This window comes from Nocardia vaccinii NBRC 15922 (assembly GCF_001613305.1).
GTDB lineage: Bacteria > Actinomycetota > Actinomycetes > Mycobacteriales > Mycobacteriaceae > Nocardia > Nocardia vaccinii.
In genome coordinates, this window is sequence record NZ_BDCC01000009.1 from 528864 (window position 1) to 554782 (window position 25919).

23 protein-coding genes and 1 riboswitch are annotated in these 25919 nt (G+C 68.0%); of the genes, 13 read left to right on the forward strand and 10 right to left on the reverse strand.

Annotated features, from left to right (window positions below):
- The first annotated feature begins 77 nt into the window (after nucleotides 1-77).
- The 4 genes from NV1_RS06885 to NV1_RS06895 all read left to right on the forward strand — a co-directional run bounded on the left by NV1_RS06885 (nucleotide 78) and on the right by NV1_RS06895 (nucleotide 3366).
- Nucleotides 78-1250, forward strand: coding sequence for an AI-2E family transporter (locus tag NV1_RS06885; RefSeq protein WP_084525147.1), 1173 nt, complete (start codon nucleotides 78-80; stop codon nucleotides 1248-1250).
- Between the two features lie 330 nt (nucleotides 1251-1580).
- Complete coding sequence (locus NV1_RS06890; protein WP_067886545.1) at nucleotides 1581-2786, forward strand: GNAT family N-acetyltransferase; 1206 nt, start codon at nucleotides 1581-1583, stop codon at nucleotides 2784-2786.
- Between the two features lie 38 nt (nucleotides 2787-2824).
- Nucleotides 2825-2974, forward strand: a complete 150-nt coding sequence (locus NV1_RS43320; protein ID WP_157116616.1) for a hypothetical protein — start codon at nucleotides 2825-2827, stop codon at nucleotides 2972-2974.
- A complete protein-coding gene (locus NV1_RS06895; protein WP_218026933.1) occupies nucleotides 2974-3366 on the forward strand; it encodes a YccF domain-containing protein in 393 nt (130 codons plus the stop codon). Before NV1_RS43320 ends, NV1_RS06895 begins: the two co-directional genes overlap by 1 nt.
- A gap of 137 nt (nucleotides 3367-3503) precedes the next feature.
- On the opposite strand, the gene NV1_RS06900 is transcribed toward NV1_RS06895, so the two are convergent.
- Nucleotides 3504-3941 (reverse strand): MarR family winged helix-turn-helix transcriptional regulator, encoded by a 438-nt coding sequence (locus NV1_RS06900; protein ID WP_067886547.1) that lies wholly within the window; start codon nucleotides 3939-3941, stop codon nucleotides 3504-3506.
- Nucleotides 3942-3975: 34 nt separating this feature from the next.
- Here NV1_RS06900 and NV1_RS06905 point away from each other — a divergent pair, with 34 nt between their 5' ends.
- On the forward strand, nucleotides 3976-4242 hold the full coding sequence (locus tag NV1_RS06905; RefSeq protein ID WP_067886548.1) for a DUF2530 domain-containing protein: 267 nt from the start codon (nucleotides 3976-3978) through the stop codon (nucleotides 4240-4242).
- Nucleotides 4223-4927, forward strand: coding sequence for a TetR/AcrR family transcriptional regulator (locus NV1_RS06910; protein ID WP_245713590.1), 705 nt, complete (start codon nucleotides 4223-4225; stop codon nucleotides 4925-4927). Before NV1_RS06905 ends, NV1_RS06910 begins: the two co-directional genes overlap by 20 nt.
- Here the strand turns inward: NV1_RS06910 and NV1_RS06915 are convergent.
- Both NV1_RS06915 and NV1_RS46590 read right to left on the reverse strand, forming a co-directional pair.
- A complete protein-coding gene (locus NV1_RS06915) occupies nucleotides 4908-7934 on the reverse strand; it encodes a sacsin N-terminal ATP-binding-like domain-containing protein (protein WP_245713591.1) in 3027 nt (1008 codons plus the stop codon). The genes NV1_RS06910 and NV1_RS06915 overlap by 20 nt on opposite strands.
- A gap of 8 nt (nucleotides 7935-7942) precedes the next feature.
- Entirely contained in the window at nucleotides 7943-9826 is a 1884-nt protein-coding gene (locus NV1_RS46590; protein WP_307628291.1) for a DUF3027 domain-containing protein, read from the reverse strand.
- A gap of 17 nt (nucleotides 9827-9843) precedes the next feature.
- Here NV1_RS46590 and NV1_RS06925 point away from each other — a divergent pair, with 17 nt between their 5' ends.
- From NV1_RS06925 to NV1_RS06935, 3 genes are all read left to right on the forward strand, one after another.
- Entirely contained in the window at nucleotides 9844-10626 is a 783-nt protein-coding gene (locus tag NV1_RS06925) for a glutaminyl-peptide cyclotransferase (protein ID WP_067886552.1), read from the forward strand.
- 239 nt (nucleotides 10627-10865) lie between these two features.
- Nucleotides 10866-12623, forward strand: a complete 1758-nt coding sequence (locus NV1_RS06930; protein WP_245713592.1) for an MFS transporter — start codon at nucleotides 10866-10868, stop codon at nucleotides 12621-12623.
- Nucleotides 12620-13153 carry a DUF2771 domain-containing protein gene (locus tag NV1_RS06935; protein ID WP_067886555.1) on the forward strand — a complete coding sequence of 178 codons (534 nt, stop codon included), beginning with the start codon at nucleotides 12620-12622 and terminating at the stop codon, nucleotides 13151-13153. The genes NV1_RS06930 and NV1_RS06935 overlap by 4 nt, the downstream gene beginning before the upstream one ends.
- A 109-nt stretch (nucleotides 13154-13262) precedes the next feature.
- Here NV1_RS06935 and NV1_RS06940 read toward each other — a convergent pair whose 3' ends face one another.
- Nucleotides 13263-13685 carry a cold-shock protein gene (locus tag NV1_RS06940; protein ID WP_174557411.1) on the reverse strand — a complete coding sequence of 141 codons (423 nt, stop codon included), beginning with the start codon at nucleotides 13683-13685 and terminating at the stop codon, nucleotides 13263-13265.
- 110 nt (nucleotides 13686-13795) lie between these two features.
- Between NV1_RS06940 and NV1_RS06945 the strand changes: the two genes are divergently transcribed.
- Both NV1_RS06945 and NV1_RS06950 read left to right on the forward strand, forming a co-directional pair.
- A complete protein-coding gene (locus tag NV1_RS06945; RefSeq protein ID WP_245713593.1) occupies nucleotides 13796-14101 on the forward strand; it encodes a hypothetical protein in 306 nt (101 codons plus the stop codon).
- 282 nt (nucleotides 14102-14383) lie between these two features.
- Nucleotides 14384-14574, forward strand: a riboswitch (cyclic di-AMP (ydaO/yuaA leader).
- 8 nt (nucleotides 14575-14582) lie between these two features.
- Nucleotides 14583-15260: a resuscitation-promoting factor Rpf1 domain-containing protein gene (locus tag NV1_RS06950; protein WP_067886558.1), complete on the forward strand. Its 678-nt coding sequence runs from the start codon at nucleotides 14583-14585 to the stop codon at nucleotides 15258-15260.
- A 91-nt stretch (nucleotides 15261-15351) separates the two neighbouring features.
- Here NV1_RS06950 and NV1_RS06955 read toward each other — a convergent pair whose 3' ends face one another.
- Nucleotides 15352-15540, reverse strand: coding sequence for a hypothetical protein (locus tag NV1_RS06955; RefSeq protein WP_067886559.1), 189 nt, complete (start codon nucleotides 15538-15540; stop codon nucleotides 15352-15354).
- Between the two features lie 108 nt (nucleotides 15541-15648).
- On the opposite strand from NV1_RS06955, the gene NV1_RS06960 reads away from it, so the two are divergent.
- Nucleotides 15649-18045, forward strand: coding sequence for a helicase-associated domain-containing protein (locus NV1_RS06960; RefSeq protein ID WP_084525150.1), 2397 nt, complete (start codon nucleotides 15649-15651; stop codon nucleotides 18043-18045).
- Nucleotides 18046-18587: 542 nt separating this feature from the next.
- On the opposite strand, the gene NV1_RS06965 is transcribed toward NV1_RS06960, so the two are convergent.
- From NV1_RS06965 to NV1_RS06980, 4 genes are all read right to left on the reverse strand, one after another.
- The gene (locus NV1_RS06965) at nucleotides 18588-19997 is read right to left on the reverse strand and encodes a M1 family metallopeptidase (protein WP_067886561.1); all 1410 of its coding nucleotides are present in this window, start codon (nucleotides 19995-19997) and stop codon (nucleotides 18588-18590) included.
- A gap of 100 nt (nucleotides 19998-20097) precedes the next feature.
- Entirely contained in the window at nucleotides 20098-20742 is a 645-nt protein-coding gene (locus NV1_RS06970) for a LysE family translocator (RefSeq protein WP_067886563.1), read from the reverse strand.
- A 35-nt stretch (nucleotides 20743-20777) separates the two neighbouring features.
- The gene (locus tag NV1_RS45545; protein WP_245713594.1) at nucleotides 20778-21425 is read right to left on the reverse strand and encodes a DUF3239 domain-containing protein; all 648 of its coding nucleotides are present in this window, start codon (nucleotides 21423-21425) and stop codon (nucleotides 20778-20780) included.
- Between the two features lie 577 nt (nucleotides 21426-22002).
- Entirely contained in the window at nucleotides 22003-23661 is a 1659-nt protein-coding gene (locus tag NV1_RS06980) for a DNA repair helicase XPB (protein ID WP_067886823.1), read from the reverse strand.
- 343 nt (nucleotides 23662-24004) lie between these two features.
- Between NV1_RS06980 and NV1_RS06985 the strand changes: the two genes are divergently transcribed.
- A complete protein-coding gene (locus NV1_RS06985) occupies nucleotides 24005-25171 on the forward strand; it encodes a pyridoxal phosphate-dependent aminotransferase (RefSeq protein ID WP_067886826.1) in 1167 nt (388 codons plus the stop codon).
- A 4-nt stretch (nucleotides 25172-25175) separates the two neighbouring features.
- On the opposite strand, the gene NV1_RS06990 is transcribed toward NV1_RS06985, so the two are convergent.
- The gene (locus tag NV1_RS06990) at nucleotides 25176-25826 is read right to left on the reverse strand and encodes a LysE family translocator (protein ID WP_067886565.1); all 651 of its coding nucleotides are present in this window, start codon (nucleotides 25824-25826) and stop codon (nucleotides 25176-25178) included.
- Nucleotides 25827-25919: the final 93 nt, after the last annotated feature.

Sequence of the window (25919 nt, forward strand, 5' to 3'; positions counted from 1 at the left end):
AGGGCCCCGGCCGAGCGGGACGCCGGAATGCGGGTCGCAGCCGGGCAAACCCGGCCCGAGCGGGCACACTGGATGAAATGACCGAACATCCGGACGAGCAGGCCGACCAGGGCGAGGACGCACCGCCCGAGCCCTCCTCGAACGGAACTCACCGCATGCCGGCCTGGGTGCCGCGGGCGATTGTCCTGACCTTCGCGCTGCTCGGCGCATACCAGATCACCGACTGGGCGGCGCACAAGCTGCTGGGACTCTTCACGATCATGCTGGTCGCGTTCTTCGTCTCGCTGGCGACCGAGCCGGCGGTGAACATTCTGTCCGCCCGGGGAGTGCATCGCGGACTGGCCACCGCGGTGGTCTTCGTCGCGCTCTTCGCCTCTGTCGCAGGGTTCATCACGGCCTTGGTCACCCTGCTGGTGGAGACCGTGAGCAATCTGCTGCACGAACTGCCGGGACTGATCAACGAACTCGTCGGATGGATCAATCACACGTTCCACCAACACTTCACGGTGGATCAGCTGCGCGATCGGCTGCTGCACGACTCCAATGTGCTGAACAACTACGCCCAGACCGCCGCCAACAACGCGTGGGGGCTGTCCAGTACGGTTCTCGGCGGACTGGTTCAGGTGCTGACGATCGCGCTGTTCAGCATCTACCTCACCGCCGACGGCCCCAAGCTGCGGCGCACGGTGTGCTCACTGCTGCCGCCCACCCGCCAGCAGGAGGTGTTGCGGGCGTGGGATCTGGCCATCTCCAAAACCGGCGGATATCTGTACTCCCGAGCCCTGCTGGCGGTGATCTCCGCACTCGCGCACGGCGTGTTCCTCGCGATCCTCGGACTGCCCAACGCGCTCGCACTCGGCGTGTGGTTCGGTGTGGTCGCCTCGTTCGTCCCGACCATCGGGACGTATATCGCGGGCACCCTGCCGGTGCTGGTGGCGCTGACCATCCATCCGATCGACGCGTTGTGGGTGGTCGGATTCTCGGTCGTCTACCAGTGGTTCCAGGACTATCTGCTGCAACCGCGCATCACCGCCCGCACCGTCGATGTGAACGCGGCCGTGGCACTGCTGGCGGTCCTGGCGGGTGGGGCCCTGCTCGGCGCCGTCGGTGCGCTGCTGGCAATTCCGGCGACGGCCACGGTGCAGGCATTCCTGAGCGAATACGTCAGGCGGTACGAGGTCGCCGAGGATCCGCGGATCGAACGCACCACCTCCCGTTATCGACGGCTGTGGCGACGTCCGCGGAAGTAGGTTGCCACGTCCTCGCGGCTGCAAGGACTTGTTAAGCGCTCGTCGAGTCGGGCGCGGGATCGTCTCTGGTGTGAGGTTCGGCGAACCTCGCGATCCGACCACCGGCTCGGCCTGCTTCGGAGGGGATGGCAGGACGCGCGGATGTCGGCGCGGCGCGCGGTATCGGATCGGCCTGTCCCGGGGAGGACAGTCCGATCCAATCCCGCGCCGGGGCACGGTTCGGCCCGTCACGTCGGGGGGACGGACCGGATCGCCCGGCAATACCGCGCGGACGTGGGGCCGGACGAAACCGGGGTGCGGAGTGGTCCCGGTACGTGCAATGGTGCAGGTATGACAGAGACGTCGGGGATAACTCTGTGCTCCGGTACCGCGGCCGATGCCGAGGCGGTCCGGCTGCTGGGCGACACCAGTTTCGGTGTGGTGAGCGATCCGGTCGAAATCGAACGGAATCGCCGAGTCTTCGCGCTGGAGAACGGCCTCGTGGCGCGGGACGGTGATCGAATCGTCGGGTACACCGCCACGTATACCCAGACGCTGACGGTTCCGGGCGGTCATCCGGTGCAGGTGGAGTCGATCGCGAATGTCGCTGTCGCACCGACACACCGGCGCCGCGGCATCCTGCGCGCGATGTACACCGAACAGCATCGGCGCACCGAGGCGAAGAAGCTGCCGCTGACCATCTTCACGGCCAGCCAGGGTGGAATCTACGGTCGCTTCGGATACGGACCCGCGATCGGCCAGCAGCACATCCGATTCGATCGCCGCTTCGCGCGATTCCATTCCGGCACACCGGATCCGGGTGGCGTCACGTTGACCTCGACCGACCGGGCGCGGCACATCGTGCCCGCGATCTACGACCGCTGGCGGCGAGTGCAGCCGGGTGCGCAGCTGCGCCCGGAGCCCGCCTGGGACGCGTTGTTCGCCGATCAGCCGCGCTACCGCGGCGGCGGGACCGAATTGTTCGCCTTCACCCACGCCGACGGCTATGCGCTGTATCGCTACCACCGGCGCGAATCGGGTAGCGCGATCGAGGTGGTGGAGCTGCGCGCGGTCACGCCGGACGCGCACGCCGCGCTCTGGCGGGCACTGAGCACACTCGAACTGTTCGATCGGATCGAGGCGGTGATCGCACCGGACGACCCGCTCCCGCATCTGTTCACCGACCCGCGGCTGGTCCAGACCACCGCGCTACGCGACGCACTGTGGTTGCGGATCATGGATGTTCCCGCCGCGCTGACCGCCCGGTCATACGAGGCCGATCTGGATGTCGTTGTCGCGGTGCGTGATCCGTTCCGCGCGGCGGGTGGCGTCTTCGCGCTGCGGGTGCGCGACGGCCGCGCCGAATGCGCGCCGACCACCCGCGAGGCCGATGTCGAACTCGACATCGACGTGCTCGGCTCGGTCTATCTGGGCGCCCACCGGGTCCGGAGAATGGCGGCGGCACATCGCATCCGGGCGAAGGACTCATCCGCGCCGCGGGCGCTGGACCTGGCCTTCCAGGCCGACCGCGACCCCGTCCTGGGCTGGCCCTTCTGACGGCACGGCGGCGCATGCGGAGGCACAACCAGCCTCAGGTGGCGCGTGTCATCGAGTGGCCCGCCCAGCTGCGCACCACCGAACCCCCCGGCTCTCGACTCGGCCCCTTCACCCCCGGGGTGTGGCGGCACGTCTTTCCGGAGTGGCTCGTCCGGGTGCGCACTGGCATGCTGGGCATGTGGAGTTGATTCGGTTCGTGCTGAATGTGATCTGGCTGGTGCTGGCCGGTTTCTGGATGGCGCTGGGATATCTGCTCGCCGGGGTGATCTGCTGCGTGCTGATCATCACCATTCCGTTCGGGATCGCCTCGTTCCGGATCGCGAGCTATGTGCTGTGGCCGTTCGGGCGAGAGGTCGTCGTGCGACCGGGTTCGGGCGCACCGTCGACGGTGGGGAACGTCATCTGGTTCATCTTCGCCGGATGGTGGCTGGCCCTGGGGCATTTGCTCACCAGTATTCCGCTGTTCGTCTCGATCGTCGGAATTCCGTTCGGCTGGGCGAACATTCGGCTGATACCAATCTCACTCATGCCGCTGGGCAGGCAGATCGTGCCGACCAGCCGACGCTTCGGCGAGCGGTAGCAGACCATTGGCAATGTGTAACTTTCGGCTGGGCCAACCTGAAGCTCATCCCGGTGTCGTTGATGCCCCTGGGCCGCGAAATCGTACCGAGTGAAAGCGTTTTCGGACGCTGAGGCAGGTGCCTTCTCCTCCCGGCGCTATTCCGATTCGTCCACGATCTGCGTCATGATTCCGACCGCCTCGCGCAGCACGTCGAGCTGAGCGGAGCTCAGGCCGGAGAGTTGATCGGTCATCCATTCCTCGCGAGCGTTGGCCTCGTCGGCGATCAGCGCCCGGCCGGCCGCGGAGAGCGAGACGATGACCTGGCGGCCGTCGGTGGGGTGCGGGTCCCGCTTGACCAGATCCATTTCCGACAACGACGCGATCACGCGCGTCATCGAGGGCGGTTGCACTCGCTCCTTGGCCGCAAGCGTGCCCGGTGTCATGGCGCCGTCCCGATTGAGGGTCGCCAAGGCCGACAGCTGGGTCAGCGAAATCTGAGCCTCGGCGCGGCGCCCCCGCAGATGTCGGGTCAGCCGAACCACCGCCAGGGACAGCTCGGCGGCGAGGGCTCGTATGTCGGAAGCCGTTGTCACAGAGCAGAACGATACGTGACACGCCGTACGGGAGATGTCCGATCACAACGGTATCGTTGGCATCGTGACCTCCGATGCGCCCGAAATTCCGCCGCGCCTGACCGATCCGCGCCCGGTACTGGCCGTCGGCAGCATTCTGTGGGCGATCGCGACCGTCGCGGTCTGGGTGAACGACAGCTGGGCTCCCGCGCGGCCGATCTGTCTGATGGGCTTGGCCGTCGGTTTGCTCGGATACCTCATCTTCATGATTCAACGTCGCAGTGCGCGGCGTGGCGACAAGGGTGCACAGAAAGGACTCTGAGGGCGACTTTTCGCGCTCGCGAATTGACTGTTCGCGTCCTTCCCGCTTAACTGCGTGGGTGTCCTCCCGATTGAGCGTCGAAGAACGCCGCGCCCACCTTATCGAGGCCGCTATCGGCTTGGCCGAGAAAAAGGGTGTGGCCGGGGTAACCACCCGTGACGTGGCGCAAGCCGCCGGCGTTTCGCTCGGTGTGGTGCATTACTGTTTCGAAAACAAGGACGCGCTGATGACCGAACTGGTCAAGGCGCTTGCGATGGAATTGCGCGATTCGGTCGAGACCAACGAAACGGTCTGGCAGGGCGTCGGAAGTGGAAAAGAATCGCTTCAAAATCTGGTGCGCGCGAGCCTGGAACTTCTGTGGCTGAACATCGAAGCCACACCCGAACGGCAGTTGCTCACCTATGAAACGACAACCTATGCACTGCGGGAAAGCGAACAAACTCCGGCAAAACTCGCGATCGCACGTGAACAATACACATTCAACGACTCGACAGTCGGTGACGTACTCGAACACGCCCGCGATGCCACCGGCACCCGATGGTCGGTTCCGGTCACCACGCTGAGCCGATTCACCCTCGCGGTCATCGACGGCATCGTGCTGCGCTGGCTGGTGGACAACGACAGCGAAGCGGTCCGGGCTCAGCTGGACGTGCTCGCGGAGATGATCACGACGTACGCGCAATAGGTTGCGCGCGAAGGTGAGTCACTTCGCCCTCGCACCACCACGGCACCTCGACGGTCGCCTCGTACGCGCCGCTCAAGCGGACGCGCAGGTTCTCGTGCAGGATCAACGGCGCATCCGCCGGAGCCGAGCCGAACTGCGGCCGAAGGATCACGCCCAGCGGCTCGTCCTGCCAGGTACTCACCCGGCCGGAGCCGAGCACCTCGGCGGCGACCGCCTCGGAGACCAGCGGTAGATCCAGCAGGGTCGACAAGGCTCGCGCGGTGCCGTGATCGCCCGCGACCAGGCGGTCCGGGGGTACCGCCAGGCCGTAGCAGGGCTCGTCGAGAATCAGGGCGTCGGCGGGATCGATCACCGCGCCCGAGAGTGCGCGCACCCGCTCGGGCAGGACCAGTTCGTCCAGGTCGATCAGGTCCAGCGCGGCGGCGAGCCTGCGGTGGGTCTGCGAAATCGCTTCCGGGGAGGGAGTTTTCGCGGGATCGGCCAGTGCGTCGAGCAGAGCGGCGGCCAGTTCCGGGGTGATGATTTCCGGATCGGCCATTACCGCGTGCAGGGCGGCCGTATCGGCGGGATCGAGATCTGCCGGTACGGGCAGCAGTCCGGCGAATGCCGCGTCACCAGGTGCGCGGAACAGTCCCAGTGGCGTGCCCGCGATCCGGGCGTGGTGACGCAGCCACCAGGCGGTGTAACCGTCGCGATCGGCCAGGCAGCGCCGGGTGCGGGGCTCGGAAAGCAACAGCCGCAACGCATCCGGCCAGGCGTCGTCGTCGACCAGATCCAGGTCGCGGACGGCGACCAGCTCGGCCGGATCCTCCGTGAGGGTCTCCCACCAGGTTTCCTCGTCGTCCAAGTGGTGGTCCGGACCGGTCGGGTCGAGTTCGGTGACCACCGAGAATCCCCAGCCCACACCGACCGCGCGCAGCGCGTGCTCGCCGTAGCGGTCGAGGGTCGCGGAATCTACCGTGCCGAGCGGGGAATCGGGTGCGAGCACGCCGGCCAGCGGTGCGCCGGGCAGCAACAGTTCGTCGGCGGGCAGCAGTTCGCCGTCCTCGTCGGGCAATTCCAGCGTGCCCAGCCAGGCCGGGAGCGCGGACGAATCGGTGAGCTGCGCGGCCAGGCGCAGCACAGCGTCGACCGTGTCCGCATCGGCCGGATCATCCTGAAGCGCCGCCTCCAGTGCCGGATCCGCGAGCAGATCACCGACGGTGGCCTGCCGAGCGCCGAGGCGGCCCAGCAGATCGTGCGCCGCCTCGGGATGCACCAAGCGCGCCCAGTGCACCGGCAGGGCGATCTCCACGGTGAGATCGTCGCCGTAGGGGACGTCGACAAGTTCCAGCTCGTCGCCCAGCACCACCGTGCGCGGCCCCGTCACGCGCCGACCGTCGGCCAGTGGCACCGCGAGCGCGCCGAGTTCCTCCGCGGCCAGCGGATCGACCACGAACGGCTCGAGTGCGTCGTAGAGCGAATACCACCACTGCGGTGGACGTTCCAGACTCGCGGACAATTCGGCGATCCGGGCCAGACCGATCCGGTGCACGTCCAGCACCGCCAGCGCATCGGAAGCGGTTCGGCCGGAAAGTTCCGGAATAAGCAGCGGACCGAGCAGATCGGCGAGTAGTTCGGCCAATTCCGTTGACACGGCAGGGAATACGCTCGCGCGGGCTGGGGATGCGAGCGCGATACCGGGGTACCGCGTCGCGGCAGCGCCCGATTCCGCGACCGTCGACTGCGCCGCGGTATCGATCGAGACAGCGGCCGGTTGTGCCGGGTCGGCGATCAGGTCACCCGAGCCGGTGTGCGCGACCGTCGGGAGGATGGTCGAATCTCCCACGGTTACAGCGGATTCCCCTGCCTCGCCCGGTGAAGCGTCGATCAGGTCGTACGAAGGTGCGATCTGGTGGTCCGTGCGGTGGTGCACCACCGGGAGCACCGGGAGCCAAGGTTCGCTGCGGAGTTCGGTGATCAGCGCTTCGCGCAGGAGGGCGTCGATCTCACTGCGGGCGAATCCCGGGGCGGGAACCAGGATCAAGCGGTCCCGGGGCGGGAGGGCTCTGGCGAAGTCGGCGTAGCCGGAGGCCAATTCGGCCACCTTTGCACCCGGGAGGAGTCGGCGGCGATCCGGTTGCATGGCGATCCGCGCCATGAGCAGGGCGGGGAGGGACAGTTCCTCGTCCGAGCGAGTCGGGGCGCGCAGAACATCGTGTCCGGCGGGGACCGGGCGGCCGTCGACGACGGGGAGCAGCCAGCGGGCGCGGCCGGTATCGAACTGCCACCAGATCCGTTCGCCGAATACCGGACCCGACAAGGTCAGCTGACCCAGCCCGCCGCCGAGTTCGATTGACGCACTGCGTATTTCCTCCTGATCGATGCGGAGGGAATGCAGCGCCGGCAGTTCCAGGAGCAGATCGGCGGCCTCGGTGCGCATGGCGGCCGACAATGCCGCGATATCGACGTCGGCGCGCAGATGGACGACGATCTCGCTGTCGAATCCGGCGGCCGGTCCCGCCTCGATCGGCCAGGCCAGGCGCAACGCGGGCGGCGCGAACTCCGGATCCTCGGGTGCCGCGATCGCGTTGCGACGCAACTCGTCTCGCGTACGGTCCCGCGAGAACAGCAAAGACCCTGTGCTGGAACGGAATTCAATATCATCGCCGACAGTGAGTACAGCAGTGAAACCGACCCCGAACCGGCCGACCGAGGAGTCCGCGTCCGGCTTCGCCGACGCCCGCAGTGCGGTCAGCGCGTGTACACCCGAAACCTCCAGCGGCACACCGGTATTGGCCACATGCAGCGTCCGGCCCTCGAACCAGGCGGCCAGCCGCCCCGGCACACCCGCCCGGGCCGCGGCATCGGCGGCGTTCTGTGCCAGCTCAGTCAGCAGCCGATCACGATATCCGGCGCGTACCAGATCGGCCTCGGTGGCCGCGTCCTCGCGCAGCCGCGTCGGCGACCCGCGCCACGCATCGAGCACCCCCGCCCGAAGGCCCGCCGAATCGAACCGATCCCCCACGACCTCGCTCAGCTCGGCTCCGCCGACCCGGAAGCGCCCCCGGCCCCGTGCCGCACACGCACCGCCGACACCGCCCAGGCATCGTGATACTCCGCCTCACCCGGCGGGCCGGAAACATCCTCGGCCACAGCCGAATCCGACGAGGCGTCGGCCTCGGCAGCCGAGGCCGGCGCATCCCCGCCGTTCACGGCATCGGCACCGCTCGCGGTGGCACGATCCTCGACAGCTTCGTGCGCGGCATCCTCGGCCCCCGCGTCGACCTCCGACACGGAACCAGCGGCTCGATCCGAACCGTCCGGATCGGAATCACCGTCCGAAGCACGTTCCGCCACAACAGAATCCGCCGCCGCTTGATACCCACCGGTATCGCCGGACGAAATGTTCTCGGTCGCAACAGGATCGAGCGATGACGAGGTGTTCTCCGAACCCTCGGCGGTAGTCGACTCCCCGGACTCCCGCGCCACGGCCGATGGCGACTCACCCGAGCCCGAGACAACCGCATCAGCGGAAGCCGCGGACTCACCGGCGCCACCCGCCGACAGCTCGGCAGCGGACGCAGACTCTCCGGATGTCCGCCCGCTCGTCGTTTCGGCGGTGGTCGACGTCGACTCTCCGGCGGTCGAAACACCCACGTCGGCAGCGCTCACCGACGATTCCGCAGTCACATCCGCCGCTTCGGCAGTCGATCCGGCAGCAGCGGTCGCCACCTCGTGGGACTCCACCGGTGCCGACTCCCCGGCCACCGCCGCCGACTCGCCCGTGCCCGAGACGGCGGCATCGGCGGGCGCAGCGGAGTTCTCGCGCACAACCGCATCCGGTGAAACCGGGTCACCTTGTGGCTCAACGACTTCCGGTGCCGCCGCCGATGCAACAGGGTCGGTCGAACGAGTTACCGTCTCCGGCGCATCGACATCGGCCGAGGGGGCCGCCGTCTCCCGCACAGCTGCGCCATCCGAGGGGGCTGCGGTTTCCGGCGCAACAGCTCCCGATGTGCTCACGTTCTCCGATACAACGGCGCTCGCCGACGTGGCGGCTTCCTGCCGCGCACTCTCGTTCGCCGATGCCGAGTCGTCCTCGCGGGCAACAGCGGTGGACGCGTCCGGCACGACCACATCGCCCGGCGTGGTCGCCGAGGACTTGCGCAGTTCTTCCGGCGAGACGAGTTCGACGGCGGCATCGTCGTAGGCCTCGTAGCGAGGGGAACCGCCGCCGGTGGGTAATTCGGTGTCGGAGTGGGCTCCACAGCCGTATTCGGCGTGGACGACGTGGCCGTCGGCGCCGAGGGCGTTGGCGCAGACACCGTAGGAGGCGCGCAGGGCGCCGGCCAGGGGGACGTAGAAACCGCAGAGGCGACAGGTCGAGGGGGCGGCGCGCGCCATCTCGGTGTCGGGGCCGTATTCGGTGAACCAGCGTTCGGCGGCCTCCGCGCGGCCCTCGCGGCTCAACACCTGCGGGCGGCCCTGGCCGAGCTCCTCGCAGACGTCGTCGACGACCGGATCGCCGGTCACGACGTAGCCGGGGACCAGGCGCGGATCGCCCGGCAGCGGGGCCAGCAGATCGCCGGGCGCGAGATCGCCGGGCCGCACCCGCTGATCCCACGGAACGAAATCGGGGGCGACCAGGGCATCGGGGCCGGGCAGCAGGGCCGATTCGCTGACCGTGGCCCGGTCCGCCTCCGGCGGCGCGGCCACCACGACCGCCCACTGCCAGCCGCGATAGCCGGACAGGGTCGTCGCGAAATGGTGGGTGGCCGCGTACTCGTCCTCGGCGGTCACGCCCAGATGCTCGCCCACACCTTCGGGCTGCAGCTCCAGGAGCGCACGGCGAGCCACGTCGACCGCCTCCGCCAGGATCGGTCGCACATCGGGCTCCGAAACAGAAACTGCGCTCACGCCCTACATTTTGCCGCATGGAACGCAAACCCCGTGCGTTGGCCGCGACAGGGCTGATCGCGCTGGCAGTGGCCCTGTGCGCCACAACCGGATGTGATGTGCTCGATACCACCCCGCACCTGCGGGTGAAGGTGCTGGCAACCCGCCCGCACGACCACACCGCGTTCACCGAGGGCCTCGAGATCGACGGCGATGTCCTCTACGAGAGCACCGGGCTCGAGGGCAAATCCGGTCTGCGCGCGACGAATCTCGGCACCGGTGCGCAACTGGCCCGCATCGACCTGGACCCGCGATACTTCGGCGAGGGCGTCACCCGCGCAGGCGCCACCCTGTGGCAGCTGACCTGGAAGAACGGCATCGCCTACGCCCGTGACCCGGCCACCCTGACCGAACGCCGGCAAGTGCGCTTCGACGGTGAGGGCTGGGGGCTGTGCACACGCGGAAAAAGCCTGGTCATGAGCGACGGCACCAGCACCCTCACATTCCGCGACCCGGTCAGCTTCGCCCCGACCGGCTCGATCCGGCTCACCGATTACACCGGTGCCCGCCTCAATGAACTCGACTGCGCACCCGACGGCACCGTCTACGCCAACGACTGGCCGACCAACCACATCCTGCACATCGATCCCACTTCCGGCCGGGTACTCGGCGATATCGACGCATCGGGCCTGCTCACCCCCACCCAACAAGCCGGAGCCGACGTCCTCAACGGCATCGCCCACCTCCCCGGCACCGACCACTTCCTGATCACCGGCAAGAACTGGCCGACCACCTTCGAAGTGCAATTCGTGCGGCGCTGAGACCGGCGATGCGGCGTGTGCGCAGGATCACATTCCGCTCGGCGACACCGGAACCGCTCACCGCGGGCAATCGGGAACCCAGGTGCGCCGCGGCCGTCTTGGCATCGGCCACTTCCTGTCCCGGTTGCGACCGGCCGACCACGTTCGACGTGCGATTCGCGCCGCACCGACGCGTCGGGCGGCGAGGTCACACCCGGCCCCGGCCACGCATTCATCGGGAGTGCGGGAGAATCGACGTTGTGACTGCCTCCCGTGAACCCTCCGGCACCGATCCGGGGCGCCGGGACGGCGAGGAATCTCCGCTCACACAGCGACATCCCGGTTACGACCGGTATCCCCCGCCGCACACCGCGTCCCGTGACCGGCTGCCGCCGTTGCCGCGGCGCGGCAGCGAGCCGGATGTGCCCGAATTCGTCACCCGTCGCCTGTCCGCGGGACAGGCGCCGACGCGGGAGAGCACGTCGCAGGCGACGCCGCCGCGAGATGCGCCGCCGACCCGGCCGCTGCACGACAGCCCGCCGCAGGCCGATCCGCCTACCGACGATGCCGGTCCCGGCGCCTGGAAGCCGCCCCGCAAGCTGACCGTCACCCGGGTCGTGGCGAGGCGCAGCGTGGAACTCACCGGACGCGGCCTGCGCACCTTCCAGCGCGCGGCCGAGGCCGACGGTGCGGGCGAATCCGGGCTCACCGCACTGGTTTACGCGACGATGGCCAACTTCGCCCTGGACGCGGCCATCGCCGTATCCCTGGCCAACACCCTGTTCTTCGCCGCGCAGACCGCGGAATCCAAGGGCAAGGTGGCGTTGTACCTGCTGATCACGATCGCGCCGTTCGCGGTGATCGCCCCGCTGATCGGCCCCATGCTGGACCGGCTGCAACGCGGCCGCAGACTGGCGCTGTCCGGATCGTTCGCCGTGCGCGCGGTGGTCGCGATCGTGCTGATCTTCAACTTCAACGGGTGGGCGCTGTATCCGCTGGCCTTGGTGATGATGATCCTCAGTAAATCGTTCGCGGTGCTCAAGAGCGCGGTCACCCCGCGCGTCCTGCCGCCGGATATCGACCTGGTGCGCACCAATTCCCGGCTCACGGTCTTCGGACTGGTCGGCGGCACGCTGGGCGCGGGCGGTCTCGCCGGGGCGGTCGCCGCGGTCGCCGGATCGCCGGGCGCGCTGGTCTTCGCCGCGCTCATCGCGGCCGCGGGAACATATCTGAGCCTGCGCATCCCGTCCTGGGTCGAGGTCACCGAGGGCGAGGTCCCCGCGACGCTCGGCTACCACCGCGACAGCGAGATCCTCGACAAGGACGGCGCGTCACCGATCAAACCGAGCAAACGCCGTCAGCCACTGGGCCGTTCGGTGGTGACCGGTCTGTGGGGTAACAGCGCGATCCGGGTGCTCACCGGATTCCTCACCTTCTACGTCGCCTTCGTCGCGAAATCGACCGAACACCGTCCGGTGCAGCAGGCCGCGATGCTGGGCGCGGTCGGCGCGGCCGCGGCGATCGGCAACTTCGCGGGCAATGCGACCGGCGCGCGAATGAAACTCGGACGTCCGGCACTGATCGTGCTGGTGTGTACGGCCGCGTGCACGATCGTCGCGGTGGTCGCGGCGCTGACCGACAATCTGCTGGGCGCCGCGCTGGCGACCCTGGTCGGCGCATGCGCCAGCGCCTTGGCGAAGGTCTCGCTGGACGCCTCGATCCAGGACGATCTGCCGCCGGAGTCGATCGCGTCGGGATTCGGCCGGTCCGAGACGGTGCTGCAGTTGTCCTGGGTGGTCGGCGGCGCGGGTGGCGTCCTGCTGCCCACGACGTGGTGGGAGGGCTTCACCGTGGTCGCCGCGGTGCTGGCACTGGGATTGGTGCAGACCTTCGTGAGCTACCGTGGGCATTCGCTGCTGCCCGGTCTGGGCGGCAACCGACCACAACACGCCAAGCAGGAGGTCTCGGTGGACTCCGCGCCGGGCGCCGCATCCCGACCAGCGACAGGAAACCCGTGACCAAGCCCAGCACCCGCACGATCGTCGCGCTGGCCGCGGCGGGTGTGCTCGTTGTGATCGTCGCCGTCGCCGCCGTCGTCATCGTGGCCGTGCGACACACGACCACACCGGATCCGGCGCTGACCGTGTACGCCCACGGCAAATCCGCCACCGTGGCCCCCTACCGGTACTGCACGGTGGCCGGGGTCGCCGATTCCGGACGGCTGAACCTGAAGTGCCGGGAGAGCGATATCAGCGTGCCGCTGGATCCGGCCGGTTATCCGGTGCAGATCTCGCTGCCGAAGAAGATCGCCGACGCGCCGTGGATCATGGTGCGCGAGTACGTCCTTCCGGACAATCGGACAATCGTCCGCGACGTCAAGACCTACCGCGACTTCGCATCCGGCACCCTAGCGCTGACCGTCCCGTCCCGCCCGGGCCCCGGCCTTCGCCTGGTCGGCATCGAGCTCCAACTCGTGCTGCCCGCTCGCGACGAGACCGGCCGCGAATTCTTCACCCCGTACCAGGCCTGGTCGATCAAGACCGCCTGAGCGCCGGCGAGGCCGCGTTCTGGACAGGCTCGAGACAGGCCCGAGACAGGCCCCGGACAACCGCAGCCCCGGCACACGATGTGCGCCGAGGCTGCGGGAGACGATCTGCTCAGTGATCCAATTCGCGCGCGACGCCGCGGACCACCTCGGCGATGCGCTGAGCGGTCTTGCGGTCCGGGTACTTGCCCTTGCGCAGATCCGGCTGCACCTTGGCCTCCAGCAGGGTGATCATGTCCTCGATCATCCCGTGCAGGTCGTCGGGGCCCTTGCGAGGGTGCTGCGGCGCGGATTCCTTGTGCCCCTGGCCTTGTCCGCCGCGCACGGACGGCGGCGGCTCCAGCAGTTTGAGGCTCAACGCCTGCGGGCCGCGGCGGCCGGCCGCCATCCCGAATTCGACCCGTTGCCCGGGCTTCAACCCCTCGACACCCTTGGGCAATGCAGACGACCGAACATAGACGTCCTCCCCCTCATCCTGGGAAAGGAAGCCAAAGCCCTTTTCGACGTCGTACCACTTCACCTTGCCGGTCGGCACTGCGCTCACCCGTTCATCTTCGAATGCCCGGACGGCCCGGGCACAGTCATCGGCGCCGGAGGTGTATCCGGCGCCCTTGCGTTCGCGAAAAGAACGCGCCCCACACAGGCATGCAGGACGCGATTGTCGTCGAGTCTACCCCGGTGACGATTCCCGAAGCACATCAGTTTTACGGTGCAGCAATGCCGGATTCCTCTTCTGACCGTCCGCCGCGGCGCGCCGCGAATCGGCTGCTGCCCGTCGCCGTCGGCCTCTTCGTGATCGGGTTGGTGGCGATCATCGCCATATTCCTGACCCCGGTAGTGTCCGACGCCCATCCGGGCCTGTGGCTGTATCTCGTCGCGATGGCCGCGACTCCGGGCGGACTTCTGCTGGCGATCTTGTTCGCACTGTGGTCCGGCCGCCGGGCGCGCTGAATCCCCTCGGCCGACAACAGGAATGCCCTGTTCGCATTCCAACTACACATGTGACGTTCATCACATCACGGCGAGGTCACGGACCGGTCACGGACCGTACTTGCATACGTGACAACGCACTCACCTGCACCGAAGCTACGCGGAAGACGTTGGGCGCGAGCGCGACCCGCCCGCACACGCCGGTTACCAAATAGTGATTTTTCGCGGCGATCGTCGTACCGTCTATCCCAGTCGGGAGCAGTCCCGGCGCCACCGGCCCGCCGCACCGAACCTCGCCCCGCGGGTACCGGAACCCCAAGGAGACAGGGGCGAGGGCGGGGAACCCACGTTCCCTACAGGCAGGGAAGCGGAACCGGCCGGAAACGACCGATTCCTTGGGGTGAAGCCCCGGCGCACCACCCGGTGAGCCAGGGCCGGACGGCCTCTCAGTCCGAACCCGACAGCTCACCTCGCAGGCGCGTACGAGAGGGAGACACCCGATATGAGTGGACGCCATCGCAAACCGACCAACACCGGCCGTACCGTTGCCAAGGTCGCCGTTACGAGCGCGATGATGGGCGGTGCAGGAGTGGCCCTCGCAGGCCACGCCGCCGCGGCTCCGGACTCCGACTGGGACAAGCTCGCGCAGTGTGAGTCCGGAGGCAACTGGGGCATCAACACCGGTAACGGATTCCACGGCGGACTGCAGTTCACGCCCAGCACCTGGGCTTCCTACGGCGGCACGCAGTACGCTTCGAGCCCCGAACACGCCAGCAAGGACCAGCAGATCGCGGTCGCCGAGAAGGTTCTCGCGACCCAGGGCTGGGGCGCCTGGCCTTCCTGCTCGTCGCACCTGGGCCTGCACAGCTCCCCGTCGCAGCGCACCGCGCCCGCCTCCAGCACCACCCAGCAGGCCGCTCCGCACATGCAGGCTCAGCCTGAGATCGCGACTCACTCGCAGGCTCCTGTGCAGCAGGCCCCCGTGCAGCAGGCCGCGCCGGACGGCAGCCAGCAGGTCTTCCAGACCGTCGACAAGGGCATCACCATGGCCCAGCAGCACGGCATTCAGCTGCCGCAGCAGGCCATGGACGCGTACAAAGCCGCCAAGGCCAGCGGCGTCAAGCTCGATCCCAGCGTGGTCAACTTCTTCGAGGCGAACAAGAGCTTCCTGCCCAACTGACTCGGTCTGCCTGAGGCACGTTTCAGCTATTATCGGGAAATAAGAGAAGGCCCCGCATCCGAAAGGATGTGGGGCCTGCTCTGTTTCGTAGTCAGCGGTTGATCACAGTGTGCGGGTGCACATAGGGAATCTCTTCCGCCGGCACCGGAAACTCGGTGTCCTCGCCGAACGGCGAAAGACCACCGGAACGGGTGGATGAGAGCTCAGTGACGGCATGGTCGCCATTGTCGAGCTGCGGCCAGCCGTTGTCGACGTAGGGTTTCTTCGATTTGTTCACCACGGGATCATTCTGGCACGGCCGCCTCGATCGCCGCACGCTCCCATTGCCGCTGCGCGACGGTGGCCGGTCCCTCAGCGCCCACCCGTGTGTCGCCGTACGCTGGACAGGATGACCACGACCGACCGCACGCCCCGGACCGGGGACGACCGTCCCACGGGAGCCGCTCCCGGAGCCCGAGGCCCGGCCGGTGTCGCCCAGCTGGCCGACTGGTTGTCCGCCCGCGCTGACGAAGAGCTCGTGACCCTGCTGGAACTGCGGCCGGATCTGGCAGTGCCGCTGCCCGCATCGATGGCCGTCCTGGCCGCCCGCGCCGAACAGCGGGCGTCGGTGCTGCGGGCCTGCGACGATCTCGACACACTCGATTTCGCCATCATCGAGACCCTGGCGGTACACGGCGCGGCCTTCCCGAGTCGCACCGCCGCCCCGCTACCGCGCAAACAGCTGCACAAGCTACTGAGCGATCGCGTGCCCACCAAGACCGTCGATCTGTCCACAGCCCGGCTCAGCACCCGTGCTCTGGTCTGGGGCACGAAGGAACTGCATCTGGTCGCGGCCGCGAAGGATGCACTGCCCTGGCAGCTCGGCAGCACCACCGAACTCCCCGATGCGCTCACCGAATCGGAGATCGTCGAGGCGCTGGCCGAGATCGGTCCCCCCGAACGCGCCCTGCTGGACAAGCTGGCCGCCACCGGTCCGCGCGGCCGTACCCGCGACGCGGCCCCCGGCACCGCACCGGACCGCCCGATTCAGCGCCTGCTCGCCCATCGCCTGCTGAACTGGGTCGGCGCGGAGACCGTCGAACTGCCCCCCGCGGTCGGGCAGGTACTGCGCCGCGAACCGGTGACCGATCCGCACGCGCTCGTGCCGCCGCAGCCAACACCGGTCAAGCACACCGCCGCCGATGTCAACGCCGCGGCCGCGGGCGAGGTGGGCGAACTGCTGCGGCACTGCGGAGACATCCTCGAGGTGCTGGGCACCGCACCCGCGCCAGCGCTGCGCTCCGGCGGACTCGGCGTTCGGGAGTTGCGCCGCATCGCCAAGCAGACCGGCGTCGAGGAGATCCGCGTCGGCCTGCTCGCCGAGGTGCTCGCGGCAGCACGCCTGCTGGACAAGGGCATTCCCGAACCGCCCCCGCCGGACGACTCGTTCGACGACTGCTGGGCGCCCACGACCACCGCCGACGGCTGGCGCGAACATGCACCGGCCCGCCGCTGGGTGATACTCGCACACGCCTGGCTGGAATTGGACCGTTTCCCCTGGATGATCGGTCTGCGCGACGCCAATGACAAACCGCTGGCGGCCTTATCGATGGAATTGCGCAATATGCACGCGGTCCGGGACCGCCGGGCGATTCTGAGCCTGCTGGCCGAATTCCCGCCGGGCTCCGCGGTATCGGCCGCCGATCTGGCACGAGTGCTGGCCTGGCGACAGCCGCGTCTGCGCAGACACTTTCACACCGACGCCGTGGAACGCACCCTCATCGAGGCCGCGACGCTGGGACTGATCGGACGCGGTGCGCTGACCTCCGCTGGACGCGCGCTACTGCACGGCCCCGGCGCGGCCGGCGATGCCGCTGTCCCCGAGGAGGCGCTGCGCAACGCCGAGGCCGAAATGGATTCGGCGCTACCCGATCCGGTCGACCACGTGCTGGTGCAGGCGGACCTCACGGTGATCGCCCCCGGACCGCTGATCCCGGATCTGCAGAGCCGGATCGCACTGGTGGCCGATATCGAATCAGCCGGTGCGGCAACCGTTTACCGGATCGGCGAGACATCGGTGCGGCGCGCTCTGGACGCCGGGATGACCGCGGCCGAACTGCATCAGCTGTTCACGACATATTCGCGCACTCCGGTTCCGCAGTCGCTGAGCTATCTGATCGACGATGTGGCCCGTCGGCACGGGCGACTGCGGGCCGGTATCGCACAATCCTTCGTCCGCAGTGAGGATCCCGCACTTCTGGCCGAGGTGCTCGCCGCGCCGGTGGCCGAGCAGTTGGCGCTGCGGGCGGTCGCGCCGACCGTGGCGATCTCACAGGCCACGCTCGCCGAGGTACTCGACGAGCTGCGGGCGGCCGGATTCAGTCCGGCCGGGGAGGATTCCTCGGGTGCGATCGTCGATCTGCGTCCGCGTGGTGCGCGCATTCCGGCTCGTCCGAGCACTCGCAACGCCTGGCGGCCCAGCCTGCCCAATACCGAACAGCTCGGACAGCTGGTGGCCGAACTACGCGCCGGAGAACGCGCGGCACAGGCGAAATCGGGTCAGACGGTACGCGCTGACGGCTCCCGCACGAGTACCGCGGCCACCATGGCCTTGCTTCAGCTGGCCGTGCGGGTTCGACGGCCGGTGCATATCGGATACGTCGACGCGCAGGGGGTGGCCACTCAGCGCATCGTCGAACCGCTCCAGGTCTCCGGCGGCCAATTGAACGCCCTGGATCCGGTCACCGGTGCGGTACGAAATTTCACACTGCACCGGATCGCGTCCGTGGCGCTGGTGGATCAGTAGACGCCGGGCGAAGCGAGTTTCAGCATCCTCGGCCACGAACCTTCCGGTTGCCGAGGACATGATGATTGGGAGGTTCAGTAATCGGCGGGGTACTGATGGGACAACCCCTCGATGCCGAGCATCAGATATCCGAGGGAGCGGCCCAGGGTGTTACTGAGCAGCATGAGTCCGTAGATATTCATTTGTCCGGCCTTCCCTCGCGGCGTTCTGCGCACAGATTGTAAGCACAATTGTCAACGGTGGCGCACCGTTACATCTCACAACAGACTGCTCGGTTGACACACACTTGCCATCATTGTCGTCCGGCGTGGTGTGTGCGTTACGTTGACGAAGCCGGGCTCAGGCACGTCATCGCCCGAATCAGCTGGGCGGACAGCCGATTCCACGCGCTGCCTCGGGCTCCGAGGTCTGCGCGGAGATCGCCGCGCCGGCCGAGCCCGGGGCGGGTCGCCCGCACCGCAGTACCCCCGCACGAATCGCCGCCGCACGCGCCGATGTCGAACGCGACTGCGCCGCAACCACACTCGACGATCGTTGTCGGCTCAGGTGTGCAGCGAACCCGGGTAGAGGTATCGGTCGGCGGGGCGGGTGGTGCCGTCGAGCCAGGCGGTGAAGAAGCCGGACAGGTCGATCGGGGTTCTGGACTGCATGTACTGGCGGAACTCGGGCATCGAGGCATTGCCGTAGGCGTGTGATCGCACGAATTGGGCGACCGACGAGAAGAAGACGCCGTCCCCGATCAGGCGGCGCAGCGCGTGCAGGAACAACGGGCCGCGGTGGTAGACCGAGGTGAATTCCTTTCCAGCGCCGGGATTCTGCAGCGGGATCTGCCAGAAGTCCGCTCGGTTGCGGAATTTGGCGAGCGTACTGCGGTACTGCGCATCGACGTCCTTGCCCTGCTTGCGTTCCGGCCACAGGTAGTCGGCGGTGTAGCTGGCGAAACATTCGTTCAGGCAGACATCGGACCAGTTGCGCACCGACATCGAATCGCCCCACCACTGGTGGGCGTTCTCGTGCACGACCGTGTTCAGATCGGTCCACGGGGCATAGACCGGGCGGGTCTGGGTCTCCAGCGAGAAAGGCAGGTCGGTGTCGACATAGATACCGCCGCCGCTCTCGAACGGGTATGGGCCGTATAGGGATTCGAGGAAGTCCAACACCTCCGGCAACCGCCGTTCGAGATCCTTGCGCGTCTCCGACCGCGGGGCGAAGGCGCTGATCAGCGGGGTTCCGTCGGCTCGACGCTGATTCAGGAAATCGAGATGATCGATCGCGACGGTGGTCAGATAACCCAGCACCGGATGCTGCGTCGCCCATTCCGCGATCCGCTGCGAGCCGTGCACCTCATCACGCACGCGCAGTCCGTTCGAGATGACCTGCCACTCCTGCGGAACCGTCACGGTGAGGTCGAAGGTGGCCTTGTCCAGCGGAGTGTCGTTGAGCGGGTACCAGGTCGCGGCCGAATGCGGTTCACCCGCGGCGAACGCTCCGCCACTGGGTGAGATGGTCCAACCGTGGTCGGAATGATCCGACTCGATGCCGGAGTATCGGACGGTCACGGTGAACGGCAGCCCGGGCAGGATCGGCAGGGCCGGTGTGACATTCAGCTTGTGATCACCGGTGCGGGCGAATCCGGCCGGCAGATTGTTCACCGAAACCTGTTGCACATCAGGGCCGTTGAAGTCCAGAGTGAATGCGCGCAGCGGCTGGCCGGCGACCGCGTCCAGCCGTGCGGCGCCGGTCAGGTGATGCGTCGGCGGATCGTAATCGATGGCGACCGCATAGTGGTCGACGTGATAGCCGCCGTTGCCGTCGTCCGGATAGTAGGGATCGCCGAGCCCCGGCGCGCCGACCAGCGGATCGGCAGGCGTTCGCGCCTGCGCGGGCACCGACAAACCGGCCGCCAGCAACACACCGGCCAGGACTGCGCACACCCATTTGTGCGATGTCATGCGGACTTGTCCACCCCTTCTCGGCACGCGGTTCCGGCGACGGTCGATGCTAACCCACCCGAAAGCCCAGGCCGGAGCGGCACACCACGCGAATCGGCGGCTAACCGCCCGAACCCGAGACCGCCACACTCGCCCCGAGACCCATGATCATCACGCCCCCGGCGCCGCCGACGGCCTCCAGACGCCGCGGCGACCGCGCGAACCAATCGCGTGCCGTACCGGCCAGCAGCGCCCAGGCGCTGTCGGAGATCAATGCGATGCACACGAATATGCAACCCAGAGCCAGCATCTGCAACGGCACCGAACCGTGCTCGCGATCCACGAACTGCGGCAGCATCGCGGAGAAGAAGATGATCGCCTTCGGATTGGTCACCCCGACGATGAACCCCTGCCGGAACACTCGCCGATACGCCGGCGGGCGCGTCGAGGTCGACGCGGCCAATGCCGTCCGGAGCGATCGCCGCTGCCGGATCGCCTGGGCGCCGATGTAGATCAGGTACAGCCCGCCGCCGACCTTGACGATCGTCAACGCGATCGCGGAGGCCGCGACCAGCGTGCCGAGTCCGGCCGCCACCAGCGCCAGCATGATCTGCACGCCGAGGGCATGCCCCAGCACCGAAACCAGTGCCGCGCGTTTGCCATCGGTCAACGCGCGGCCGATCGTGAACAGGACGCCCGGACCAGGAATCACGATGATGATCGTTCCGGCCACGATGAATGCGAGCAGATTTGCGGCGGACGGCATCTTTCGATCATACGAAGGCGCGCAAGCGTTTTTGGCTATCCGCGCAGCTCCTCGGGCAGCTGGTGCGGATCGAGCAGGAGGCGTCCGAAATCGGCGGTGCGCACCTTCTCGGCCAGGGAACGATTGTCGGCCAGCAGTTTCCACTTGGCCTCGGGGATGGCGTCGCGGGCCCGGGAGATGACCTCCGGATCGCGGGTGCCCCAGGCGATCGGCATCGCGCCGACCGACTGCCGCAAGCCACCCACCGACAGCGGTGCACGATCGGCCCGCACGGTCACCGAGGGGATCTGCTCACCGGGCCAGGACCGATGGCCGGGCAGCGACCGCACGGTTCGGGTGATCAGCGCGTAACGCGGCGCCGCACCGGATTTGGCCAGGTTGACCAGGGCCAGCAGCAGCGCACCGCGCGGATGCCGATCCGAGACGATCGCCGGGACGAGTTCGCCCTCGGCATAGAGTTTTTCGATCCGAGCGCGATGCGGCGTCCACAGCGCCACGAACAGCGAGGTCACCGTGCCGAGCGCGAAGGCTACGGCCAGCAGGAACGAATACGGGTGGTTCAGCCAGATCAGCCAGGCGGTCCCGAGCCCGAGCACGACGGTCGCGGTGAATGCCAGGATTCGAAGTTTCCGGGTGTCCGCGACCACCTCGTTGACCGCCCGGGCATGTTCGCGATCCACCACGAATTCGAAGGCTGGATCTTCGGCCTCCGCTCCGCTCCGGCGGGGTCGCGGCCCCCCAGGGCTCGATTCTTCCCTCCTCCGCTCCTCCGCTTCGCTCCCCCGCTCCGTCAGTCCAGAATCGAGCCGGGCCGCGACCTCGGAGCCGGCGTTATCCGGGGTGGGCGAACCTGGGTGATCCTCGACGTTGTGGCTCGGTCGCTGCGCCAATCCAGCATCGACCCGGGCCCCGATCTCGCCGGAGCGGGCGTTACCCGGGGCGGGCGAACCCGGGTGATCCTCGACTCCTCCTCCACGGCTCCCCCGCCCCGTCAGCCCGGAATCAGCACGGACCCCGGCCTCGGAGCCGGGGCTACCCGGGGCGGGCGAACTCGGGTGACCTTGGACTCCTCCATGGCTCGGTCGCTGCGTCAGCCCGGAATCGAGCCGGGCCGCGGCCTCGGAACCGGCGCTACCCGGGGTGAGCGCACTGGGTGGGCGCCGGCTGACATCCGGTTGGCCCGGATCGAACGGGCCGGTACTTGCTGCGCCGGGCGGGCGTTCAGCCATAGCCAGGTCCTCCGTCCGGTTTTCGAGTCGTCTAACCGATCGCGGGGCCCAGCAGGTCGTCGGCGTCGGTGATTCGGTAGGCATACCCCTGTTCGGCCAAGAAACGCTGTCGGTGCGCAGCATATTCTGCATCCAGCGTGTCGCGGGACACCACCGAATAGAAGTGCGCCTGCCCACCGTCGTGTTTCGGGCGCAGCAGCCGGCCCAACCGCTGAGCCTCCTCCTGACGGGAGCCGAAGGTACCCGAGACCTGTACTGCCACAGATGCTTCGGGCAGGTCGATGGAGAAGTTGGCGACCTTGCTCACCACCAGCACCGGAATTTCGCCGTTGCGGAACGCGTCGAACAGCGCCTCGCGTTCCTTGGTGCGGGTCGAGCCCTGGATGACCGGCGCGTTCAGATGTTCACCCAGTTCGTCCAGCTGCTCCAGATACGCGCCGATGACCAGGCTCGGAGCATCCTTGTGCCGCGCGAGAATCGACTCGACCACGGGGAGTTTGGTGCGCGCGGTGGAACACAGCTTGTAGCGCTCCTCCGGTTCGGCGGTGGCGTACGCCATGCGTTCGGCGTCGGTGAGCGTCACCCGCACCTCGACACACTCGGCCGGGGCGATCCAGCCCTGCGCCTCGATATCCTTCCACGGCGCGTCGTACCGTTTCGGGCCGATCAGCGAGAACACATCACCCTCGCGGCCGTCCTCGCGGACCAGCGTCGCGGTGAGGCCGAGGCGGCGACGCGATTGCAGATCGGCCGTCATCCGGAACACCGGGGCGGGCAGCAGATGCACCTCGTCGTAGATGACCAGGCCCCAGTCCCGGCTGTCGAACAGTTCCAGATGCCGGTACTCGCCCTTGGTCTTGCGCGTGATGACCTGGTACGTCGCAATGGTGACGGGACGGATCTCCTTGCGTTCACCGGAGTATTCGCCGATCTCGTCCGCGGTGAGCGAGGTGCGTGCCAGCAGCTCGCGCCGCCACTGCCGCCCCGCGACCGTATTGGTCACCAGGATCAGCGTGGTGGCCTTGGCCCTGGCCATCGCCGCCGCGCCGACCATGGTCTTACCCGCACCACACGGCAGCACCACCACACCCGAACCGCCGGCCCAGAACGAATCCGCGGCCAGTTCCTGGTAATCGCGCAGGTGCCAGGCGTGGGTATCGAAGTCCAGATCGATCTGGTGCGCCTCACCGTCGACGTATCCGGCCAGATCCTCGGCGGGCCAGCCGACCTTGAGCAGCATCTGTTTGATCCGCCCGCGCTCGGACGGGTGCACCTGCACCGTGTCGTCATCGATGCGGGCACCCAGCATGGGCTGGATCTTCTTGTGCCGCAACACCTCTTCCAGCACGGCGCGATCGAGGCTGACCAGCACCAGCCCGTGCGCGGGATGTTTCATCAGCTGCAGCCGCCCGTACCGCGCCATGGTGTCCACGACATCCACCAGCAGCGGCTGCGGCACCGCGTACCGGGAGTACTTCACCAGCGCGTCGACGACCTGCTCGGCATCGTGCCCGGCCGCGCGCGCGTTCCAGAGCGCCAGCGGGGTGACCCGGTAGGTGTGCACATGTTCGGGCGCGCGCTCGAGTTCGGCGAACGGCGCGATCGCCTGACGGGCGGCATCGGCCTGCTCGTGCTCTACCTCGAGCAAGAGGGTCTTGTCGCTCTGAACGATGAGTGGTCCGTCTGTCACGGCGCCTCCTGCGGTTCGCGGGCCGGGGTCCATTGTTGCCGATGGGACCGACACGGCCGCCGCCACCGGGGCTGAGCACGCGATGCACCTGCTCGAGCGGTTGACGAACCGCGTTCGGCGGACATATCCGACCACACCTGGGCCGCGTACCCATCTCTTCCTTTGAACACCGCCCGCCCGGGCTGTCTTCCCTGATCCTGCGCGCTCGGTCGCCGCAGCCGCAGTGGCGTCGCTCACAGAGCCGGGCCGGCGGCCGCGGATCACCTGCCCGGACCAGCCGTCGGGCGGTACCGGGCCGCCGGTGACCGCTGGGGCTCCACCTCACACGCGCTACCTTGTGACCATGCAGAACCCGCCGACCGTCGCCCGCCTGCGTCCGTTCGCCTCGACGATCTTCGCCGAGATGACCGAACTGGCGGTGCGGCACGGCGCGATCAATCTGGGGCAGGGGTTTCCGGATTCGGACGGTCCGGCGGCCATGCTCGAGGTGGCCGAGCGGGCCATCGCCGAGGGGTTCAATCAGTACCCGCCCGGTCGCGGGGTGCCGGCCCTGCGGCAGGCGATCGCGCGGGATCGCGCCGAGCGGTACGGCACCGGCTACGACCCCGACAGTGAGATCCTGGTCACGGTCGGGGCCACCGAGGCCATCAGCGCCGCGGTGCTCGGGCTGGTCGAGCCCGGCGAGGAAGTTGTGCTGATCGAGCCGTATTACGACTCCTACGCCGCGGCGGTCGCGTTGGCCGGGGCCACCCGCCGCACCGCCCGGCTGGTGCCCGACGGCGACGGCTTCGCTCTCGACCTGGACAGCCTGCGGGCCGCGATCACCGCGAAAACCCGTGTACTGCTGCTGAATTCGCCTCACAATCCGACCGGGACGGTGCTGGGCCGCGCGGATCTGCTGGCCATCGCCGAGCTGGCCCACGAACACGACCTCATCGTGGTGACCGACGAGGTGTACGAACATCTCACCTTCGACGGACACGAGCACATCAGCATCTCCACGCTGCCCGGAATGTATCAGCGCACCGTCGTGATCTCCAGTGCCGCAAAAACTTTCAGCGTCACAGGCTGGAAGATCGGCTGGGCGTGCGCTCCTGCGCCACTGCTGGACGGCGTGCTGGCGGCAAAACAATTCCTCACCTTCGTCGGCGGCGGCCCGTTCCAGCCGGCGGTCGCACATGCCCTGGAACATGAACGGCCCTGGGTGGCGAAGTTGCGAGACAATCTGGCGGACAAGCGCCTTCGCCTGTCCCGGGCGCTCGCCGAAGCCGGATTCGGCGTCAAGCGCAGTGACGGAACCTATTTCGTCTGCGCCGACATCACCCCGCTCAGCCCGGCCGACGCCATGACCTTCTGCCGCGAGCTACCCGAACGCCTCGGCGTGGTCGCGGTCCCGCTGTCCGCCTTCGCCGATGACGCCGGCTCCTGGAATCGAATGGTGCGCTTCACCTTCTGCAAGAAGGAGGACACCATCGCCGAAGCCGTCCGTCGCCTCGGCGCGCCGCGCTAGCCGGTCAGGAAACGGCCGCGAGGGGACGGGTTCGGTCGGAGGCGAGCAGGACCGCGATGGTGCCGAGCAGGGTTCCGGTGACCCAGCGCTGAATCCGCAGCCAGGCGGGGCGTTCGCCGAGGAATCCCGCGATGGCTCCCGCGCCCAGGACGATCAGGCCGTTCACGCTCAGCGCGACGACGATCTGGAGACCGCCCAGGCACAGGCTCTGCAGCCAGATCCGGCCGTGCGCGGGCTCCACGAACTGTGGGATCAGCGCCATGTACATGATCGCGATCTTCGGATTCAGCAGGTTGGTCAGCAGTCCCATGCCGAACAGCCGCCGCGCCGAATCCGCCGGTAGCGCACTGGGCGCGAACGCCGATATTCCCCCGGGCCGCAACGTCTTCCACGCCAACCACCCGAGATACAGCGCTCCCGCCAGTTTCACCGCCACATACAACTCCGGCACCACCGCGAAGATCGTCGTGATCCCCGCGGCCGCGGCCGTCAGATAGCACAGAAATCCCACCGCGACCCCGCCCAGCGACACCAGTCCGGCCCGTCGCCCCTGCGACACCGTCCGCGACACCAGATACATCATGTTCGGCCCCGGCGTCAGCACCAATCCGAGCGCAGCCACCACAACCCCGACCACCGCAGTCATCCCGATCATGCCCTTATATTGGCCCGCTCGACCTGCTACTGTCGCGGTCCAATCCGAACCCACTGGCCTCCAGCCGGACAACCGGCAACCACAGGTACGGCA

Bases quoted from the DNA above. Each gene is read 5' to 3' on its own strand.
- NV1_RS06965 (WP_067886561.1), bottom strand. From the start codon at position 19,997: ATGACATCGCACAAATGGGTGTGCGCAGTCCTGGCCGGTGTGTTGCTG.
- NV1_RS06950 (WP_067886558.1), top strand. From the start codon at position 14,583: ATGAGTGGACGCCATCGCAAACCGACCAACACCGGCCGTACCGTTGCC.
- NV1_RS06970 (WP_067886563.1), bottom strand. From the start codon at position 20,742: ATGCCGTCCGCCGCAAATCTGCTCGCATTCATCGTGGCCGGAACGATC.
- NV1_RS06990 (WP_067886565.1), bottom strand. From the start codon at position 25,826: ATGATCGGGATGACTGCGGTGGTCGGGGTTGTGGTGGCTGCGCTCGGA.
- NV1_RS06945 (WP_245713593.1), top strand. From the start codon at position 13,796: ATGCAGGACGCGATTGTCGTCGAGTCTACCCCGGTGACGATTCCCGAA.
- NV1_RS06905 (WP_067886548.1), top strand. From the start codon at position 3,976: ATGTCCGATCACAACGGTATCGTTGGCATCGTGACCTCCGATGCGCCC.
- NV1_RS06890 (WP_067886545.1), top strand. From the start codon at position 1,581: ATGACAGAGACGTCGGGGATAACTCTGTGCTCCGGTACCGCGGCCGAT.
- NV1_RS06960 (WP_084525150.1), top strand. From the start codon at position 15,649: ATGACCACGACCGACCGCACGCCCCGGACCGGGGACGACCGTCCCACG.
- NV1_RS06925 (WP_067886552.1), top strand. From the start codon at position 9,844: ATGGAACGCAAACCCCGTGCGTTGGCCGCGACAGGGCTGATCGCGCTG.
- NV1_RS06885 (WP_084525147.1), top strand. From the start codon at position 78: ATGACCGAACATCCGGACGAGCAGGCCGACCAGGGCGAGGACGCACCG.
- NV1_RS06985 (WP_067886826.1), top strand. From the start codon at position 24,005: ATGCAGAACCCGCCGACCGTCGCCCGCCTGCGTCCGTTCGCCTCGACG.